Raw genomic sequence first — 18,316 nt, forward strand, 5'->3', positions numbered from 1 at the left:
TTGAGCCCAGATAGCCGCCTGCTCGCAGGCCGATATCAGGTGGGCGAGCTCATCGGCCGTGGGGGCATGTCCGACGTGCACCGTGGAACGGACACCCGGCTGGGCCGCACGGTGGCCATCAAGCTGCTCAAGCCCTCGCTGGCGACGGACCCGGCGTTCCGCACGCGGTTCCGCCAGGAGGCCCAGGCCGCGGCGCGGATGACGCACCCGACCATCGTCCGCGTGTTCGACGCGGGCGAGGAGACGGTCCGCGAGCCGAACGGGCACGAGGCGCAACTCCCCTTCATCGTCATGGAGTACGTCGACGGCGTTCTTCTGAAAGATCTCATCAAGCGCGGCCCGCTGGAGGTCGCCGAGGCGGTCCGGATCACCGAGGGCATCCTGACCGCCCTGGAGTACTCGCACCGTGCGGGCGTGGTGCACCGCGACATCAAGCCGGGCAACGTCATGATCACCACGACCGGCCAGGTCAAGGTCATGGACTTCGGCATCGCGCGTGCCATCAGCGACTCCTCCGCCACGGTCGCGCAGACCACCGCGGTGCTCGGCACCGCCAGCTACTTCTCGCCCGAGCAGGCCAAGGGCGAGACGGTCGACGCGCGCACCGACCTGTACTCGACGGGCGTCGTCCTGTTCGAGATGCTGACCGGCCGGCCGCCGTTCCGTGGAGACACCCCGGTCGCCGTCGCCTATCAGCACGTCAGCGAGACGGCCGTCTCCCCGAGCACGGTCAACCCCAAGGTCTCGCCGGCCATGGACGTCGTCGTCGCTCACGCCCTCACGAAGGACCGCTTCGAGCGCTATCAGACGGTCGCCGACTTCCGTCACGACCTGGAGGAGGCCGCCGCCGGGCGCGTCCCCGTCCACAAGCAGCCCGACGAGTTCTCCGAGACCCTGTTCGGCGCGCCGCCGAGCTCGGTCTCCGGCCCGGAGGCCGCGTTCCGCCAGCTGTCGGAGGACCAGACGATGGTCCGCACGCAGCGCCGGCCACCGGTCATCTGGATCTGGGCGGGCATCGCGGTGATGGCCGTCGTCATCGTCGCCGTCCTCGCCTGGGTGCTCCGGATCGCGCCGAGCACGACCATGCCGGACAGCTCCCGCCAGGTGCCCAACCTCTCCGGGCAGACGCTCGACAAGGCGACGAAGCAGCTCGAGGACCTCAAGCTCAAGTGGACGCAGTCGACGGAGGCGAGCTCGACCTACGCGGAGGGTCAGGTCATCCGCACCGACCCGGCCGCCGGCATCGTGGTCGCGACCGGCGACACCATCAACGTCTTCGTGTCGACCGGGAAGAAGGCCGTGGCCGTCCCCGATGTCACCAACATGACGCAGGACGCCGCCAAACAAGCGCTGCAAGCGGCCGGTCTGACACTCGGGCCGGTCACGACGCAGAACTCGGCGACCGTGCCGGCCAACGTCGTCATCCAGAGCGCGCCCGCCGCCGGGGGCAACGCACACGAAGGCGACGCCATCGCGCTCACCGTCTCGAGCGGCAAGGTCACACTGACGGACCTGACCGGCCAGTCCCTCCCCGCCGCGACCGCGCTCCTGCAACAGCTCGGGCTGACCGCGGATCCGAAGGCGGACTCCACCTGCAAGCAGAACAGCGGCGCGCCGCTGGTGCACACGCAGACGGTCCTGCCGGGCGATGTGCCTCAGGGAAGCACGGTCGGCCTGACCTACTGCTCGGGCTGATCAGCCCAGCTTCACCAGCGGGTTGAGCGCGCGGGAGGCCTCCGCCGCGCCGGCGAGGCCGGACTTCTCCAGCCAGTTGCCGAGCATGCGGTAGCCGCCCTCGGTGAGCACCGACTCCGGGTGGAACTGCACGCCGTAGATGGGTGCGTCCCGGTGCTGCAGCGCCATGATCACGCCGCCGGCGGTGCGCGCGGTGACGATCAACTCGTCGGGCAGCGTGCCGTCCACGACGGCGAGCGAGTGGTAGCGCGTCGCGGTGAACGGCTGCGGCACACCGTCGAACAGGATGCTGTCGTCGTGCTCGACCTGCGAGGTCTTGCCGTGCATCAGCTCTTCGGCGTTGGTGACCACGCCGCCGAAGGCCTCCGCGATCGCCTGGTGACCGAGGCACACGCCGAGCAGCGGTGTCCCGGTCTGGAGCGCGAGCTCCACGACCGGGATGGAAACCCCGGCGCCGGCGGGCTTGCCTGGTCCAGGGGACACCAGCACCGCGTCGAACTCGGCCAGGCGCGCGGGAAGGTCCTCGACCGCGATGTCATCGTTGCGCACGACCTCGGTCTCGGCGCCGAGCTCACGCAGGTAGCCGTTGAGCGTGTAGACGAAGCTGTCGTAGTTGTCGATGACGAGTACGCGGGTCACGGCCCAACGGTACCTTCCTGGGGACCGAGGAGCGAATCCACCCAGGGGAAGACCCACGTCACCAGCGCCCAGAGCACGACGACGAACAGGGCGATCAGGATGAGGATGCGCAGCCAGACCGGGCCGGGGAGGATGCGCCACAGTGCTCCGTACATGGGTCAGCCTCCCGTCACCGCGGCGCGGATCTCACTCGGAACGTCCTGCGTCGGCTGGTAGCCGGCGAAGACGTTGTAGGCGATCAGCCGCTCGCCCGCGTGGAACGGCGGGTTGCAGGTCGTGATCGTCATCAGCCGGTCGACGGGCTGCACGTCGGGATGGTGCGGCACGGACGCGATCACCTGCACCTGCGTCGGCTGGACGAACTCGAAGTTGCGGAACACGTATGTGTACCAGCCGTCCTTGGTCTGCACGTAGATGCGGTCGCCGAGGTGCAGCTTCGAGAGGTCGATGAACGTGTTGCCCCAGCCCGAGTCGTGGCCGGCGATCGCGAAGTTGCCGACCTCCCCGGGCATCGCCGTGCCGGAGTAGTGCCCCACGCCGGCTGTGTAGCTGTTGAGGACCTTGTCGACGTCGACCGTCTCCCGGATCGTGCGCTTCCAGTCCGCCCCGAGCCGCGGGATGTAGATCACGGCGAAGGGCTCGTAGTCCGCGGGCTGCGACATCACCGGAGGGTCGACCGCTTCGGGCGAGGACGGGTCGGTCGGCGTCGGCCGCGGCGCCTTCATCGCGTCGTCGATCCACTTCTTGCTCTGATCGCCCGCGACGGAGGTCTGCTGGCCGGACAGGATGAGGTTGTTCCACCAGACCTGCCAGCCGAGGAACAGCCCGACCAGCACGCCCGCGGTGATCAGCAGCTCGCCGATGACCGTCAGGACGACCTCGCCGGGGCTGCGCTTGCGGCGGGCAGGCCGTGCCGCACGACGCGAGCCGGCGCGATTGCGCTCGGGCTCTGCGGGTGTGGTCATATGACACATTCTAACGGGGGCGGAGCGGCGCCAAACCGGGTGTTTCCCGGGAACCGCACGCCTCTGTCGCCGCGAACGTTCAGAGCGCTCCCGCTACACTTGTGTGCTATGGCACGCACCAAGTCCAAGACCAAGCTCGAGCGCTCCGCCCGTCCCGAGCGCAGCTCGGCCGCAACCGGCGAGGACGCCCCCAATCCCGTCTGGTTCAAGCCCGTCATGTTCGGCTTCATGCTGCTCGGGCTCATCTGGATCATCGTCTTCTACGTCAGCCAGAACCAGTACCCGATCCCGGCCCTCGGCGCGTGGAACATCCTGGTCGGCTTCGGGATCGCCTTCATCGGCTTCCTGATGACGACCCGCTGGCGCTAGCCCGCGGCTGCGTGCCGTCCTCCACTTATCCACAGCAGTTCTCCCCACAGCCCACACCCCAGCAGTCGGCTTCTCCCCAGTGTTAATAAGCCTGTGGAGAGTTACACCGGTGTAATTATCCCCACTGTTAATAAGGTTGTGGATAACTTATCCACGCGTTGTGGGGAACTCGGCAGCGTCCTGGGGAAAGCCGGGCACGTCAGACGAAGTGCAGCAGGCTGGCGCCGACCAGCACCACGCAGAGCGCGACGATGAGCGGCGTCTGCCACCGGCGCCGGGACGGCTTGCGCGTCTCGACGTAGATCAACCCGGCTAGCGCGCCGCCGACAAGTCCGCCGACGTGCGCCTGCCAGGCGATGTTCATGCCGGGCAGGAAACCGATCGCGAGGTTGAGCGCGACCAGCACGAGGATCTGCGTCGCGTTGCCGCCGAGGCGCCGCTGGATGATGAAGAAGGCGCCCAGCATGCCGAAGATGGCCCCGGAGGCGCCGATCACGGGCTGGTTCGCGGGCGACAGCAGCAGCACGCCGAGCGAGCCGGCGAATCCGCTGATCAGGAACAGTGTGAGGAACCGCGCACGCCCGAGAACGGGCTCCAGCGCCATGCCGAAGATCCACAGCGTGTACATGTTGAGCGCGATGTGGATGATGTTCGCGTGCAGGAAGACCGACGTCAGCATGCGCCACGGCTCGAAAGCGAGCAACGGCGACAGCGAATGGCTCGGGTAGGAGTAGGCGCCGGCGTAGAGCAGCGAGTTCGTCACCTGCGAGCCGATGATCGGCAGGTTCTGCAGGATGAAGACCACAATGCAGACGCCGATGATCGCGTAGGTGACGACCGGCGCGCCCGGTCCGGTGAGCCGGGACACCCAGGGCGAACGCGTGCGCGGCGCGGTGGCGCGCTGCTGCGCCATGCACTCCGGGCAGATCACTCCGACGGCGGCGGGAGTCTGGCACTCACCGCAGATGGGGCGGCCACAGCGCTGGCAGCGCACATGGCTGACCCGGTCGGGATGGCGGTAGCAGACGGTCGCCGGCGCGTCGACGGGCTGAGACATCGTTCCTTCTCCGCCCGCTCCCCCGGCCGGCCTCAGGCCTGTTCGATGTCGACCGACTCGATCACGACGTCGTCGAGGGGACGGTCGCGGGCGTCGGTCGGGAGCTCGGCGAGCTTGTCCACGATCTTGCGGGACGCGTCGTCCGCGACCTCGCCGAAGATGGTGTGCTTGCCCTGCAGCCACGTGGTGGGCGCGACGGTGATGAAGAACTGCGAGCCGTTCGTGCCGCGGCCGCCCTGGATGCCGGCGTTGGCCATAGCCAGGATGTACGGCTGGGTGAAGTCGAGCTCGGGGTTGATCTCGTCGTCGAACTGGTAGCCCGGGCCGCCGATGCCCTGGCCGAGCGGGTCGCCGCCCTGGATCATGAAGCCGGGGATGATGCGGTGGAAGACCACGCCGTCGTAGAGCGGCTTGTTGGTCTTCTCGCCGGTGGCGGGGTGCGTCCACTCGATCTCACCGGTCGCGAGGCCCACGAAGTTACGGACCGTCTTCGGAGCGTGGTTGCCGAAGAGGTTGACCTTGATGTCTCCGTAGTTAGTGTGGAGCGTGGCGACAGCGGTGTGCTTAGACATGGCACCAATTCTTGCACAGGGCCCTGTTGGGTTTCGGGAAGCCTCTTCGGCTCTCGGGCCATCCTCAGGGCTTTCGGTGGCAAGATGGAGTGAGTTCGCCCAGCCGACGCAATGGAGGTCCAGAATGAGCCTGACACGGAAGCGCCAGAAGGAGCTCGACCGTCTGCGGAGTGACGCGCAGGAGCTGTGGGGGCAGCAGCAGGAAGTGCTCGCGAACGCCAACGCTCTGGCGGCCGCAGCCCGCAAGCAGGCGGCCCACTACTCCCGTGAAGAGCTCGCTCCGCGGGTCCGCGAGGGATACGAGTCGTACGTCCGTCCCGCCGCGCAGTCGGCCAAGGACTCGGCAGGGCACTACGCGGGCGTCGCCCGCGACCGCCTCGTCGGCGACGTGATCCCGGCCGTCGGCACCGCCGTCGGAACGGCGCTCTCGGTGGTCGACCACGCGCGTGCCGCGCGCAGCGCCGCCTTCGCCGGTGATTTCGGCAAGGCACGCAAGGAGATCACCAAGAAGGCGACCGCGGCCTCCCGGAATTCGGGTCCCGGCGCCGGCACGATCATCGCGGTCGGCCTGGGCGTCATCGCGGCGGCCGGCCTGCTCTACGCGGTCTGGCAGACCTTCCGCGCCGACGACGAGCTCTGGGTCGCCGATGAGGAGCCGGCGACTCCCGCTGGGGAGTAGTCCTCCCGGGCTGCCGGCCCGCCGGTAGTGCCGACCCCAGGGTCGAATCGGGGGTTTCCCCGATAGTGCCGTGGTCTCGCACGAGCGAGGCTGGACGCATGAACACACTCGAACGACCCATCGACGGCCGCATCCTCGGCGGCGTCTGCGCCGGACTCGCCAACCGTTTCGGCCTCAAGCCGCTGACGGTGCGCATCCTGTTCCTGCTCTCCCTGTTGCTGCCGGGACCGCAGTTCATCGCCTACATCGCCATGTGGATCATCATCCCGTCCGAGCAGCGCACCGTCACCCGTGTGGCCTGACCGCCGGTCAGCGCTCCGGCCGCGCCAGGTCGCCGAGACCGGCCATCCGCAGCGCGACGTCGACCAGGTCGACCCGGCGGTTCGGGATGCTCGCGAGCGCGAACCACGCGGCCTCGTCCGTCGTCCCGTCGAGCTCGTTTCTGAGGCTCCCGCCGGTGACGGTCGCCCGGTAGACGATCCGCAGCGCGTGCAGCGGCCCGGCCTCCGGGACGAAGCGCGCCTCGGCGGGGATGATCTTCGAGTCGATGCCGAGCAGCCCGTCCGCGCGTGCCTCGAAGCCGGTCTCCTCCTCGATCTCGCGCACGACCGCGTCGAGCGGGTCCTCGCCCGGCTCGATCCCGCCGCCGGGCAGTGTCCACCCGGAACGGCCGCCTTCGTTCCAGTGCGCGAGCAGGATGCGCGGGCCGTCCACGATGATGGCGTAGGCGGCGACCCTGATGTCCATGCCGACACCCTACTGCCGCTCGTCGGTGGAGAGCGGCAGTATGGGGTGGTGCCCGAACTGCCGGAAGTCACCGCCCTCGTCGCCGACCTCGGCGAGCGGCTGACCGGTCGCGTCATCGACCGGCTGAGCATCGTCGCGTTCTCCGCGCTGAAGACATTCGATCCACCACCGGAGGCGCTGAAGGGTCTGACGATCTCGGGGGTGAGCCGGCACGGCAAGTTCCTGGACATCGCCGCCGGCGACCTCCACATCGTCATCCACCTCGCGCGGGCGGGCTGGATCCGCTGGCGCGAGACTCCCCCGCCGCCGCCGACCGGGAGGCCGAGCAAGGGGCCGCTGGCCGCGCGCCTCGTGCTCGACGACGGCTCCGGCCTCGACATCACCGAGGCCGGCACCAAGAAGAGCCTGGCCATCTCGATCGTCCGCGACCCGGCGGAGGTGCCGGGCGTCGCGCGACTCGGCCCCGACCCGCTGGACGACGCTTTCACGCGCGACGCGTTCGCGGCCATCCTCGCCGGCCAGGGCCGAGCCCAGATCAAGGGCGTGCTGCGGAACCAGGCGCTCATCGCCGGCATCGGCAACGCCTACTCGGACGAGATCCTGCACGTGGCGAAGATGTCCCCGTTCAAGCCGGCGTCGATGAGCGGCGAGGAGATCGACCGCCTCTACGCGGCGCTCGAGTCGACGCTGGACGACGCGCTGGCCCGCTCGGAGGGCCTGGCCGCTTCGGAGCTGAAGAGCGAGAAGAAGTCGGGCATGCGCGTCCACGGCCGCACCGGCCAGCCGTGCCCGGTGTGCGGCGACACGATCCGTCAGGTGATCTTCGCGGACTCCACCCTGCAGTACTGCCCGACCTGCCAGACCGGCGGGAAGCCGCTGGCGGACCGGGTGTTGTCGCGGTTGCTCAAGTAGACGGGCTTCAGCACGCGCAACTCACCCCGTCGACGGGAGCCGTCAACGGGTCGGCGCCGCGCACGACCGGCCCGTTGTCGTCCTCGACCGGCAGCCCTTCGCGCGCCCAGTACTCGAAGCCGCCGATCAGCTCGCGCACCTCGTAGCCGAGCAGGCTGAACGCGAGGGCGGCGCGGGTCGATCCGTTGCACCCCGGGCCCCAGCAGTAGACGACCACCGGCTGGTCCAGGGGCAACAGCCGGGCGGCACGCTCGGCGATGTCCGCCGTCGGGAGGTGCACGGCGCCCGCGATCCGGCCCTGGCGCCAGGCGGCCTCGCCGCGGCTGTCGATCAGGACGAACCGCTCCCCCGCGAGCTGCGCCGCACGGACGTCGGAAGGGTCGGTCTCGAACCGGAGCTTCGCCGCGAAATGCTCTGCGGCCTCGGTGGTGGTGGAGGTCATCGTCATGGACACAACATTAGGGAGGTCGAAGCGCGATCTGAACAGACGATCGACGGCATCCATCGAGAGTCACCGCGATTTCCGTGCCAGAATCGCGCCATGACCGCGAATCCACCATTCACCGCCGACGGGGTCGATCGCGCGCTCCTCGCGGAGCTGCAGCGCGACGGTCGCCAGTCGATCGCGGAGCTCGCCCGCACCGTCCACATGTCGAACAGTGCGGTCGCCGAACGCATTCGGAGGTTGGAGGAGGCAGGCGTCATCTCCGGCTACCGCGCGGTGGTGGACCCCGAGCGCCTGGGCTACGGGATCCTCGCCTTCCTTCGGCTGCGCTACCCGAGCAGCCAGTATGCGCCCCTCCACGAACTGCTGGCCGCGACCCCGGAGGTCGTGGAGGCCCACCACGTCACGGGCGACGACTGCTTCATCCTGAAGGTGGTCGCGACGTCGATGCACCACCTCGAGCAGGTGTCCGGCGCCATCGGGACGCTCGGCAGCGTGACGACGAGCATCGCCTACTCGAGCACGGTGCCGGCTCGGCCGATCGAGCCGCCGGTCGGCTAGCCGGCTGCACCCTCCCGCAGCCGCGTGACATGCGCCTGCTGGACCGCCGTGACGGTCGCGAGGAACCGCTTCACGGTGTCGAGCTCGGCGGCCGAGAACCCGGCGGCGACGGTCGCGCTCGACTCCGCGAAGTGCGGGCCGATGATGTCCCAGATGCGGTCATGGGCCTGCGGGGTCAGGTGCACGATCACGCGCCGTCCGTCCGTCGGATGCTGCGAGCGGGTGACGTAGCCGGCCTTCTCCAGGCGGTCGAGCATCGTCGTGACGCTGCCGGTCGTGAGCGCGAGTCGGTCCGCGATCTCCCGTGGCGTCGCGCCCGCGTCGCCGGCGACGACGAGTTGCTCCAGGCAGCGGAGGTCGGTGTCGTTGACGCGGAGGATGCGTGCAGCCTCGCGGTCGAAGTCGTCCACGGCCGACTGGTAGCTCTGAATGATCGGGCCGAGCTCGTCGACCGCCTTCTCAAGATCGCTTGACAATCAAGCTACCTACCTCTCATAATTGCTTGACTATCAAGCTACCTTATCGGGAGGAATCATGACTCGCGCACTCATCATCGGATCCGGGATCGCCGGACCGGTGCTCGCCGTCGCGCTGAAGAAGGTCGGCATCGACGCCGTCATCTACGAGCGCGGCTCACGCGACGATGACCGCCGCGGCGCGTGGATCTCCTTCCAGGCCAACGGGATGGACGCCCTCCGCGCGGTCGGGCTGGCCGAGCCGATCGAGGACATCGGCTACCCGGTGGACGACATCGGCTTCGTGAACGGCAAGGGCAGGTCCCTCGGCCGGCTGCCCATGGCCGCCCGGCGACCCGACGGCCAGACGTCGGTGATGATGCCGCGCGTCGACCTCTACAACGCCCTGGCCGACCAGGCTACCGAGCGCGGCGTCGCCGTCGAGTACGGCAAGGAGTTCGTCAGCGCGGACTACACCACGGACGGAGTCCGCGCGCGCTTCGCCGACGGCAGCACGGCGGAGGGGGACTTCCTCGTCGGCGCAGACGGAATCCACTCGCGCGTGCGGACCGCCATCGATCCGGAGGCTGCGCCGCCGCGGTACGTCCCCGTCCTCAACACCGGTGGCTACATCCCGGGCCTCACGGTCGACGCGCCTGACCGCGAGTTCGTGATGCAGTTCGGCACGCGCGCCTTCTTCGCCTGGATGAACACCCCTGACGGCGGTACGGTCTGGTTCTCGAACCCTCCGATGAAGGACGAGCCGGCGAAGGGAGTGCTGTCGGGGATGTCCGACGAGGACTGGCGCGGCTGGCTGCGCGAGCTCATGGCGGGCGACGCCGGGCCGGCCGAGGTCATCCTGGACCGCGCACCCGCGCCGCTCACCGGCTGGACGACCTACGACATGCCCGTCGTGAAGAACTGGCACGACGCGCGCGGCCGCATGGTGCTGATCGGGGACGCGGCGCACGCCACCGCACCGTCGGCCGGGCAGGGCGCGGCGATGTCGCTGGAGGACGCTGTGATCCTGACTCAGTGCCTGCGCGACTGCCCCGACACGACCAGCGCCTTCGAGACGTTCGTGTCGCTGCGACGTGAGCGCGTGGAGAAGATCGTGGAACACGGGCGCCGCGGCTCGGCGCAGAAGGCGGCGGGCCCGATCGGCCGGGTGATCCGCGACCTGATGCTTCCGTTGATCTTCCGCCGCGCGGCCCGCGACGACGGCCGGTCGATGATGTGGCTCCAGGGCCACCACATCGACTTCGAACAGCCGGTCGTGCCGGTGACTCCGGTACTCCAGAAATGAGTGGAGCCTAGGAGATTCGAACTCCTGACATCCTGCTTGCAAAGCAGGCGCTCTACCAACTGAGCTAAGGCCCCGGGAGGTTGTGCCGGACACGACACATGGTGGGGATACGAGGACTTGAACCTCGGACCTCTTCGTTATCAGCGAAGCGCTCTAACCGCCTGAGCTATATCCCCGAATGGGCAACAGATAAGAGGGTACCTGATCTGAGCCCTGATGGTGAAATCGAGTGCCGGTCGCGCGCTCAGTTGTTGGTGAAGCCCACGAGCAGGCCGCCCGTGATCTTGACCGACAGGTTGTAGAGCAGCGCGAACACGGCGCCGAGCGCGGTCACCACGACGATGTCGAGGATGCCGACGACCAGCGAGAAGCCCATGACCTGGCCGAGGCCGAGCACCGATCGGAGGTCGCCGCCGCCCGCGCCGGAGATGTCCTTCACCAGGCCGTTGAGCTGGTCGAAGATGCCGGTGCGGTCGAGGACCGTCCAGATCAGGAAGGTGCCCACGATCGCGATGATCGCGAGGCAGATGCCCGCGAGGAACGAGAGCTTCACGGTCGACCAGAAGTCGACGTAGACGAGCTTCAGTCTCACCTGCTTGGCGGACGTCGGTCGTCGGGTCGACTTCCTCGCGAGTTTCTCGGCGACGCTACTGCTCATCTACGGCTTCATCCTTCCCGGCACGACCGGTTTCATCGTCGGCTACCGATTCTGCATCGGCTTCCTGGGAATCCAGGTTGCGCTCGGTGTTCTTCGCCAGAGCGATGATCTTGTCGGACTCGGCGAAACGTGCAAAAACGACACCCATGGTGTCTCGGCCCTTGGCGGGTACCTCGGCCACGGCAGAGCGTACCACCTTGCCGCTGGCAAGAACCACCAGGACCTCGTCGTCCTCGTCGACGATGAGAGAACCCACGAGATCCCCCCGGTCATCGCTCAGTTTCGCGACCTTGATGCCCAGTCCGCCGCGACCCTGGAGCCGGTACTGGTCGGCCGAGGTGCGCTTGGCGTAGCCTCCCTCGGTCACCACGAAGACGTAGCCCTCGTCGGAGACGACGGCCGCGTCGAGCAGCCGGTCCTCGCCGCGGAAGTGCATCCCGATCACACCGGAGGTGGAGCGGCCCATCGGGCGCAGCGCCTCGTCGGTCGCGGTGAACCGGATCGACATGCCCTTGCGGGAGACCAGCAGGAGGTCGGAGTCCTCCTCGACCAGCAGTGCGGAGACGAGCTCGTCGTCCTCGCGCAGCTTGATCGCGATGATGCCGCCCGACCGGTTGGTGTCGTACTCCTCCAGCGCGGTCTTCTTGATGAGGCCGTCGCGGGTGGCGAGCACCAGGTACTTCGCGGCTTTGTAGTCGCGGATGTCCAGGATCTCCGCGATCTCCTCGTCCGGCTGCATGGCGAGGAGGTTCGCGACGTGCTGGCCCTTCGCGTCGCGGCCGGCCTCCTGCACCTCGTAGGCCTTGGCGCGATAGACGCGGCCCTTGTTCGTGAAGAAGAGGAGCCAGTGGTGCGTCGTCGTGACGAAGAAGTGGTCCACCACGTCCTCGCCGCGGAGCTGGGCGCCCTTGACGCCCTTGCCGCCGCGGTGCTGGCTGCGGTAGTTGTCGCTGCGCGTGCGCTTGATGTAGCCGCCGCGGGTGACCGTGACCACCATCTCCTCTTCGGGGATGAGGTCCTCGACGCTCATGTCGCCGTCGAAGCCGAACATGATCTCGGTGCGGCGGTCGTCGCCGAAGCGGTCGACGATCTCGGTGAGCTCCTCGCTCACGATCGTGCGCTGGCGCACCGGGTCGTCGAGGATGGCCTTGAGGTCGGCGATCTCGAGCTCGATCTGGTCGTGCTCCTCGATGATCTTCTGGCGCTCCAGCGCGGCGAGGCGGCGCAGCTGCATGGCCAGGATGGCGTCCGCCTGCGTGTCGTCGACGTCGAGCAGCTGCTTCAGGCCGTCGCGGGCGTCCTCCACGGTGGCCGACCGGCGGATGAGGGCGATGACCTCGTCCAGCGCGTCGAGCGCCTTGAGGTAACCGCGCAGGATGTGGGCGCGCTCCTCTTTCTTACGGAGGCGGAAGCGGGTGCGGCGCACGATGACGTCGATCTGGTGGTCGACCCACGCGGTGATGAAGCCGTCCAGCGCGAGCGTGCGCGGCACGTTGTCCACGATCGCCAGCATGTTGGCGCCGAAGTTCTCCTGCAGCTGGGTGTGCTTGTAGAGGTTGTTCAGCACGACCTTCGCGACCGCGTCGCGCTTCAGGACGATCACGAGACGCTGACCGGTGCGGCCCGAGGTCTCGTCGCGGATGTCCGCGATGCCGCCGACGCGGCCGTCCTTCACCAGCTCGGCGATCTTGATCGCGAGGTTGTCCGGGTTCACCTGGTACGGCAGCTCGGTGACCACCAGGCACACGCGGCCCTGGATCTCCTCGATGTTCACGACGGCGCGCATCGTGATCGAGCCGCGGCCGGTGCGGTAGGTGTCCTGGATGCCCTTGACGCCGAGGATCTGCGCGCCGGTCGGGAAGTCCGGGCCCTTGATCCGCTTGATCAGCTCCTCCAGGAGCTCCTCGCGCGGGGCCTCCGGGTTGGCGAGGTGCCAGAGCGCGCCGTCGGCGACCTCCCGGAGGTTGTGCGGCGGGATGTTCGTGGCCATGCCGACCGCGATGCCGACCGAGCCGTTGACCAGCAGGTTCGGGAAGCGGCTCGGGAGGACGGACGGCTCCTGCGTGCGGCCGTCGTAGTTGTCCTGGAAGTCGACGGTCTCCTCGTCGATGTCCCTGACCATCTCCAGCGCCAGCGGGGCCATCTTGGTCTCGGTGTACCGCGGGGCCGCGGCGCCGTCGTTGCCCGGCGAGCCGAAGTTGCCCTGGCCGAGCGCCAGCGGGTAACGGAGGCTCCAGGGCTGGACGAGGCGGACGAGCGCGTCGTAGATGGCGGAGTCACCGTGCGGGTGGAACTGCCCCATCACGTCGCCGACGACACGGGCGCACTTCGAGAACGCCTTGTCCGGCCGGTAGCCGCCGTCGAACATCGCGTAGATCACGCGCCGGTGCACCGGCTTCAGGCCGTCGCGCACCTCGGGCAGCGCACGCCCGACGATGACGCTCATCGCGTAGTCGAGGTACGACCGCTGCATCTCCGACTGCAGGTCGACCTGGTCGATCCTGCCGTGGATGCCGAAGCTCTCGCCGCCGGTTGGGGTCTCGTCCGTCACAGTGCTCTCTTCTCAGACCGTGGGGTCTCTTCGTCGCGGATCCTCAGATGTCGAGGAACCGCACGTCCTTGGCGTTCTTCTGGATGAACGAACGACGCGACTCGACGTCCTCGCCCATCAGCGTGGCGAAGATCTCGTCGGCCGCCGCCGCGTCGTCGAGCGTGACCTGGAGCAGCGTGCGCGTCTCCGGGTTCATCGTGGTCTCCCACAGCTCCTTGTAGTCCATCTCGCCCAGACCCTTGTAGCGCTGCACGCCGTTGTCCTTGGGGATGCGCTTGCCGGCGGCGAGGCCCTCCGCGAGGAACGCGTCGCGCTCGCGGTCGGAGTAGACGTACTCGTGGTCGGCGTTCGACCACTTGAGCCGGTACAGCGGCGGCTGCGCGAGGTAGACGTAGCCGAGCTCGATGAGCGGCCGCATGTAGCGGAACAGCAGGGTCAGCAGCAGGGTCGTGATGTGCTGGCCGTCGACGTCCGCGTCGGCCATCAGCACGATCTTGTGGTACCGCGCCTTCTCCGGGTTGAAGTCCTCGCCGATGCCGGCGCCGAACGCCGTGATCATGGCCTGGACCTCGTTGTTCGCGAGCGCGCGGTCGAGCCGGGCCTTCTCGACGTTGAGGATCTTGCCGCGCAGCGGGAGGATCGCCTGGGTCTCGGGGTTGCGGCCCTGGACGGCCGAGCCGCCTGCCGAGTCGCCCTCGACGATGAAGATCTCCGACAGCGTCGGGTCCTTGGAGGCGCAGTCCTTCAGCTTGCCCGGCATCCCGCCGCTCTCCAGGAGGCCCTTGCGCCGAGCGGTCTCGCGCGCCTTGCGTGCGGCGATGCGTGCGGTCGCGGCCTGGAGCGCCTTGCGGATGATCTCCTTGGCCTGGTTCGGGTTGCGGTCGAACCAGTCGCCGAGCTGGTCGCCGACGATCTTCTGCACGAAGGCCTTGGCCTCCGTGTTGCCGAGCTTGGTCTTGGTCTGGCCCTCGAACTGCGGCTCGGACAGCTTGACCGAGATGACGGCGGTGAGACCCTCGCGCACATCGTCGCCGGAGAGGTTGTCGTCCTTCTCCTTGAGGATGTTCTTCTCGCGCGCGTACCGGTTGACCAGCGTGGTCAGCGCCGCGCGGAAGCCTTCCTCGTGCGTGCCGCCCTCGTGGGTGTTGATCGTGTTCGCGTAGGTGAAGACGGACTCGTTGTAGCTGGTCGTCCACTGCATCGCGACCTCGAGCGCGATCTTGCGCTCGGTGTCCTCCGACTCGAAGGAGATGATCTCGTCGTGGACGACCTCCGCCTTCTTCGCGGCGTTCAGGTACTCCACGTAATCGGTGAGACCGCGCTCGTAGAGGAACACCTCGGAGCGGGCGGCGAACACCTCGACGTCCTCCTCGACCTCACCCTCGACGGGCTCGACCTCCGGAGCGCGCTCGTCGCTGATGGAGATGCGAAGGCCCTTGTTGAGGAAGGCCATCTGCTGGAAGCGGGTGCGGAGGGTGTCGTAGTCGAACACGACGGTCTCGAACGTCTCCGGGCTCGGCCAGAAGGTGATGACCGTTCCGGTCCGCTCGGACGCTTCGCCCTGCTCGAGCGGCGCCTGCGGAACACCGTTGCGGTAGCTCTGCCGCCAGACGAATCCCTGCCGGTACACCTCGACGTCGAGACGGGAGGACAGGGCGTTGACGACCGAGCTGCCGACGCCGTGCAGACCGCCGGAGACCGCGTAACCGCCGCCGCCGAACTTGCCGCCGGCGTGCAGGATCGTCAGGACGACCTCTACGGTCGACTTCTTCTCGACCGGGTGCTCGTCCACCGGGATGCCGCGGCCGTTGTCGTCCACCCGGACTGCTCCGTCGGGGAGGATGCGCACATCGATGTTGTCGGCGTAGCCGGCGAGCGCCTCGTCGACGGAGTTGTCGACGATCTCGTACACCAGGTGGTGGAGACCGCGGGGGCCGGTGGAGCCGATGTACATTCCGGGTCGCTTGCGGACGGCTTCGAGACCTTCGAGGATCTGGATCTCATTCGCGCCGTAGTCGTGTTCCGCCTCGGCCCTGTTCGGTTCCATCGTCATATGAAATTTGGCTCCTGACCGCACTCGACAGTGACTCTCCATTCTACCAAGGGCAGGGAGCCGGATTGCCCGAAATCGCCCGTCTGACGCGTTTTCTTCGAATGGGCGACCTCTTTTGTGCACTCAGCCGTAAGTATCGCGCGGACCGCGCCCTGGAATCGACCTGGGGCCGCGTTTCCAGGAGGGGGCGTCCGGCCCTTGAAAACGGATCGACTGGATGTCGGCGTCGGGGAACCGCTCGCCGATGCGCACCAGCAGCTCAGAGCGCATCATCCGCAGCTGGGTCGCCCAGGCCGTCGACTCGCAGCGCACGACGAGTACGCCGTCAGTGATCTGGTCCGGCACGGCGTGCTTCGCGGTCTCCTCGCCGGCGAGCTGCTCCCAGCCCTCCAGGAGGTCGGACTTCGCCAGCGGCGCCGTCCAGCCGAGCTGTTGGGCGAGCGCGTCGACCACGTCGCCGAGCCCGCGCGGGTCCCGGCCGGAGCCGAACGGCTTCGACGCCGAAGGATCGTCCTGCGCGCGGCGGGCACGGCGGCTGCGGGACGGAGTGCCCGTGAAGAGCTCCTTCATCCGCAGATAGACGGCCGACGCCTCGCTCACGATCCCACGATAGTCCCGGCCTCGATCCGCACAGTGTGGGCGGTGAGGGTCTCCGGGACGTCGTCGTAGACAGCCGCGGTGATGAGCACCTGCTCGTAACCGGCTACGGCGGTTGCAAGCATCCGCCTGCGGGCCTGATCGAGTTCGGCGAACACGTCGTCGAGGATGAGGACGGGGTCGCCGGTGGAGGACTCGCGGCGCAGCAGCTCGGCCGAGGCCAGCTTGAGCGCGAGCGCGAACGACCAGGACTCGCCGTGGCTGGCGTAGCCCTTGGCCGGGAGGCCGTTCAGCTCGAAGAGCACGTCGTCGCGGTGCGGGCCGACCAGGGTGAGGCCACGCTCCAGCTCTTTCGCACGCACGGCGGCCAGCGCGCCGCGGAACACCTCGGCGGTGTCACCGGCTGAGGCGGTTACGGCAGTGTCGGTGTCGTCGTCCTCGTCGTCCACGTGGGCGCCGCGGATGGTGAGCTGCGGGATCAGCCGGGGATGGTGATCGTCGCCGGCGACCGACCGATAGGCCGCGACGAGCGGGTCGCTCAGCCGGGCGACCAGGTCGAGCCGTGCGTCCACCAGCTCGGTGCCGAGGGCGACCAGCCGCTCGTCCCAGATGTCGAGCGTCCCGAGCTGGTCGGGCTTCACGCGGGAGGCGCGTGCCGACTTCAGCAGCGTGTTGCGCTGCTTGAGGACACGCTCGTAGTCGGAGATGACGGCCGAGAAGCGCGGGCTCCGCTGGATCAGCAACTGATCCAGGAACCGGCGGCGGATGCCGGGCTCGCCGCGGACCAGCGCGAGGTCCTCCGGGGCGAACAGGACGCTGGAGAAGTACCGGGGTAGCTCGCGCGGCTTGATCGCGCCGCGATTCACCTGCGCGCGGTTCGGAGACGAGCGGTTGAGCTGCACTTCGACCAGGAGCTCCCGGCCGTCGTGCTCGATGCGCGCCCGGACGATCGCCGAGTCGGCGTCCTTGCGGATCATCGCCTGATCGCTCGACACCCGATGCGACCCGAGAGTGCTCAGGTAGCCGAGCGATTCGACGAGATTGGTCTTGCCCTGACCGTTGCGGCCGACGAACAGATTGGCGCCGGCCGCGAACGGGACATCCGCGGTTCGATAGTTGCGGAAATCGGTCAGGGAAAGATGTGTAACTCTCAAGGAGGGTTAGTCCACGGCCTTCACGGCGTGGCCGCCGAACTGGTTGCGGAGGGCGGCGACCGCCTTCATCGCGGGCGAGTCCTTCTGGCGGGAGACGAAGCGCGCGAAGATCGAGGCGCTGATCGTGGGGACGGGGACCGCGTTGTTGAGCGCCTCCTCGACGGTCCAGCGGCCCTCGCCCGAGTCCTGCACGAAGCCCTCGATGTGCTCGAACTCCGGGTCCTGCTCCAGAGCGCGGACCAGGAGGTCGAGCAGCCAGGAGCGCACGACCGTGCCGCGCTGCCACGCCTTGAACGTGCCGGTGACGTCCTTGATGATGTCCTTGCGGGTGTCGAGGAGCTCGTAACCCTCGGCGTACGCCTGCATGAGCGCGTACTCGATGCCGTTGTGCACCATCTTCGCGTAATGGCCGGCGCCGACCTCGCCGACGTGGACGAAGCCCTCGTCGCGGGGACCGTCCGGGCGCAGCGCGTCGAAGACGGGCATGACCCGCTCGACCTGCTCCTTGGAGCCGCCGACCATCAGGCCGTAGCCGTTCTCCAGACCCCAGATGCCGCCGGAGACACCGGCGTCCATGAAGTCGACGCCCTTCGGGGCGAGCTGCTCGGCGTGCTTGAAGTCCTCGGTGAACTTCGAGTTGCCGCCGTCGATGACGAGGTCGCCCTTCTCGAGCAGGGGCTCGAGGTCTGAGATCACCGAGTCGGTGACCTCGCCGGCCGGCACCATGACCCATACGGTGCGCGGAGCGGGGAGCGCGGCGACGAGGTCGGCGAGCGTGGCCACATCCGACACGTCCGGGTTGGTGTCGTAGCCGGTGACCTCGATGCCCTTCTTCTCCAGGCGAGCGCGCATGTTGTTGCCCATGCGTCCGAGACCGATGAGGCCGATGTGCATGATTGTC

At 68.2% G+C, this 18,316-nt stretch carries 21 protein-coding genes and 2 tRNA genes; 7 read left to right on the forward strand and 16 right to left on the reverse strand.

Translation table 11 applies throughout. The annotated features are described in order from the left end of the window. Window positions 1-39: 39 nt before the first annotated feature. On the forward strand, window positions 40-1,695 hold the full coding sequence (pknB, locus tag F1C12_RS14455; RefSeq protein ID WP_258046263.1) for a Stk1 family PASTA domain-containing Ser/Thr kinase: 1,656 nt from the start codon (window positions 40-42) through the stop codon (window positions 1,693-1,695). Here pknB and F1C12_RS14460 read toward each other — a convergent pair whose 3' ends face one another. From F1C12_RS14460 to F1C12_RS14470, 3 genes are read right to left on the reverse strand one after another with little or no spacing between them, the layout of a single operon-like run. Further along, entirely contained in the window at window positions 1,696-2,334 is a 639-nt protein-coding gene (locus F1C12_RS14460; protein WP_185275629.1) for an anthranilate synthase component II, read from the reverse strand. Continuing rightward, entirely contained in the window at window positions 2,331-2,489 is a 159-nt protein-coding gene (locus tag F1C12_RS14465; RefSeq protein WP_185275630.1) for a hypothetical protein, read from the reverse strand. Before F1C12_RS14465 ends, F1C12_RS14460 begins: the two co-directional genes overlap by 4 nt. 3 nt (window positions 2,490-2,492) lie before the next feature. Then, a complete protein-coding gene (locus F1C12_RS14470; RefSeq protein WP_185275631.1) occupies window positions 2,493-3,299 on the reverse strand; it encodes a class E sortase in 807 nt (268 codons plus the stop codon). Between the two features lie 108 nt (window positions 3,300-3,407). Here F1C12_RS14470 and F1C12_RS14475 point away from each other — a divergent pair, with 108 nt between their 5' ends. Then, window positions 3,408-3,668, forward strand: coding sequence for a cell division protein CrgA (locus tag F1C12_RS14475; RefSeq protein ID WP_179604135.1), 261 nt, complete (start codon window positions 3,408-3,410; stop codon window positions 3,666-3,668). A gap of 199 nt (window positions 3,669-3,867) precedes the next feature. On the opposite strand, the gene F1C12_RS14480 is transcribed toward F1C12_RS14475, so the two are convergent. Together F1C12_RS14480 and F1C12_RS14485 are read right to left on the reverse strand one after the other, a co-directional pair. Then, complete coding sequence (locus F1C12_RS14480; protein WP_185275632.1) at window positions 3,868-4,725, reverse strand: rhomboid family intramembrane serine protease; 858 nt, start codon at window positions 4,723-4,725, stop codon at window positions 3,868-3,870. A 32-nt stretch (window positions 4,726-4,757) separates the two neighbouring features. Next, the gene (locus F1C12_RS14485; protein WP_185275633.1) at window positions 4,758-5,297 is read right to left on the reverse strand and encodes a peptidylprolyl isomerase; all 540 of its coding nucleotides are present in this window, start codon (window positions 5,295-5,297) and stop codon (window positions 4,758-4,760) included. A 124-nt stretch (window positions 5,298-5,421) separates the two neighbouring features. Between F1C12_RS14485 and F1C12_RS14490 the strand changes: the two genes are divergently transcribed. Further along, complete coding sequence (locus tag F1C12_RS14490; RefSeq protein WP_185275634.1) at window positions 5,422-5,976, forward strand: hypothetical protein; 555 nt, start codon at window positions 5,422-5,424, stop codon at window positions 5,974-5,976. Window positions 5,977-6,074: 98 nt separating this feature from the next. Further along, window positions 6,075-6,278 carry a PspC domain-containing protein gene (locus F1C12_RS14495; RefSeq protein WP_185275635.1) on the forward strand — a complete coding sequence of 68 codons (204 nt, stop codon included), beginning with the start codon at window positions 6,075-6,077 and terminating at the stop codon, window positions 6,276-6,278. A gap of 7 nt (window positions 6,279-6,285) precedes the next feature. Here F1C12_RS14495 and F1C12_RS14500 read toward each other — a convergent pair whose 3' ends face one another. Then, a complete protein-coding gene (locus F1C12_RS14500) occupies window positions 6,286-6,723 on the reverse strand; it encodes an NUDIX hydrolase (protein WP_185275636.1) in 438 nt (145 codons plus the stop codon). Between the two features lie 48 nt (window positions 6,724-6,771). On the opposite strand from F1C12_RS14500, the gene F1C12_RS14505 reads away from it, so the two are divergent. Beyond that, window positions 6,772-7,635, forward strand: a complete 864-nt coding sequence (locus tag F1C12_RS14505) for an Fpg/Nei family DNA glycosylase (RefSeq protein WP_185275637.1) — start codon at window positions 6,772-6,774, stop codon at window positions 7,633-7,635. A 7-nt stretch (window positions 7,636-7,642) separates the two neighbouring features. On the opposite strand, the gene F1C12_RS14510 is transcribed toward F1C12_RS14505, so the two are convergent. Further along, window positions 7,643-8,077: a rhodanese-like domain-containing protein gene (locus F1C12_RS14510; RefSeq protein WP_185278978.1), complete on the reverse strand. Its 435-nt coding sequence runs from the start codon at window positions 8,075-8,077 to the stop codon at window positions 7,643-7,645. Window positions 8,078-8,176: 99 nt separating this feature from the next. Between F1C12_RS14510 and F1C12_RS14515 the strand changes: the two genes are divergently transcribed. Beyond that, window positions 8,177-8,641, forward strand: coding sequence for an Lrp/AsnC family transcriptional regulator (locus F1C12_RS14515; RefSeq protein WP_185275638.1), 465 nt, complete (start codon window positions 8,177-8,179; stop codon window positions 8,639-8,641). On the opposite strand, the gene F1C12_RS14520 is transcribed toward F1C12_RS14515, so the two are convergent. Further along, on the reverse strand, window positions 8,638-9,117 hold the full coding sequence (locus F1C12_RS14520) for a MarR family winged helix-turn-helix transcriptional regulator (RefSeq protein WP_185275639.1): 480 nt from the start codon (window positions 9,115-9,117) through the stop codon (window positions 8,638-8,640). The two genes, F1C12_RS14515 and F1C12_RS14520, sit on opposite strands and share 4 nt — an antisense overlap. A gap of 58 nt (window positions 9,118-9,175) precedes the next feature. Between F1C12_RS14520 and F1C12_RS14525 the strand changes: the two genes are divergently transcribed. After that, a complete protein-coding gene (locus F1C12_RS14525; RefSeq protein ID WP_185275640.1) occupies window positions 9,176-10,402 on the forward strand; it encodes an FAD-dependent oxidoreductase in 1,227 nt (408 codons plus the stop codon). 1 nt (window position 10,403) lies between these two features. Here the strand turns inward: F1C12_RS14525 and F1C12_RS14530 are convergent. The 8 genes from F1C12_RS14530 to gnd form a co-directional block, all read right to left on the reverse strand. After that, a tRNA-Ala gene (locus F1C12_RS14530) sits at window positions 10,404-10,476 on the reverse strand. Between the two features lie 25 nt (window positions 10,477-10,501). Then, window positions 10,502-10,578, reverse strand: a tRNA-Ile gene (locus tag F1C12_RS14535). 68 nt (window positions 10,579-10,646) lie between these two features. Beyond that, window positions 10,647-11,060 carry a DUF3566 domain-containing protein gene (locus tag F1C12_RS14540; RefSeq protein WP_179604144.1) on the reverse strand — a complete coding sequence of 138 codons (414 nt, stop codon included), beginning with the start codon at window positions 11,058-11,060 and terminating at the stop codon, window positions 10,647-10,649. Continuing rightward, window positions 11,050-13,611: a DNA gyrase subunit A gene (gene gyrA, locus F1C12_RS14545; RefSeq protein ID WP_185275641.1), complete on the reverse strand. Its 2,562-nt coding sequence runs from the start codon at window positions 13,609-13,611 to the stop codon at window positions 11,050-11,052. The genes F1C12_RS14540 and gyrA overlap by 11 nt, the downstream gene beginning before the upstream one ends. A gap of 43 nt (window positions 13,612-13,654) precedes the next feature. Beyond that, a complete protein-coding gene (gene gyrB / locus F1C12_RS14550; protein WP_185275642.1) occupies window positions 13,655-15,664 on the reverse strand; it encodes a DNA topoisomerase (ATP-hydrolyzing) subunit B in 2,010 nt (669 codons plus the stop codon). Between the two features lie 123 nt (window positions 15,665-15,787). Then, on the reverse strand, window positions 15,788-16,234 hold the full coding sequence (locus F1C12_RS14555) for a DUF721 domain-containing protein (protein ID WP_185278979.1): 447 nt from the start codon (window positions 16,232-16,234) through the stop codon (window positions 15,788-15,790). 26 nt (window positions 16,235-16,260) lie between these two features. Continuing rightward, window positions 16,261-17,415, reverse strand: coding sequence for a DNA replication/repair protein RecF (gene recF, locus F1C12_RS14560; RefSeq protein ID WP_185275643.1), 1,155 nt, complete (start codon window positions 17,413-17,415; stop codon window positions 16,261-16,263). 6 nt (window positions 17,416-17,421) lie between these two features. Further along, window positions 17,422-18,309 (reverse strand): phosphogluconate dehydrogenase (NAD(+)-dependent, decarboxylating), encoded by an 888-nt coding sequence (gnd, locus tag F1C12_RS14565; RefSeq protein ID WP_185275644.1) that lies wholly within the window; start codon window positions 18,307-18,309, stop codon window positions 17,422-17,424. Window positions 18,310-18,316 lie beyond the last annotated feature (7 nt).

Origin of the sequence: Leifsonia shinshuensis, assembly GCF_014217625.1 — a bacterium.
GTDB classification, from domain to species: Bacteria; Actinomycetota; Actinomycetes; order Actinomycetales; family Microbacteriaceae; genus Leifsonia; species Leifsonia shinshuensis_A.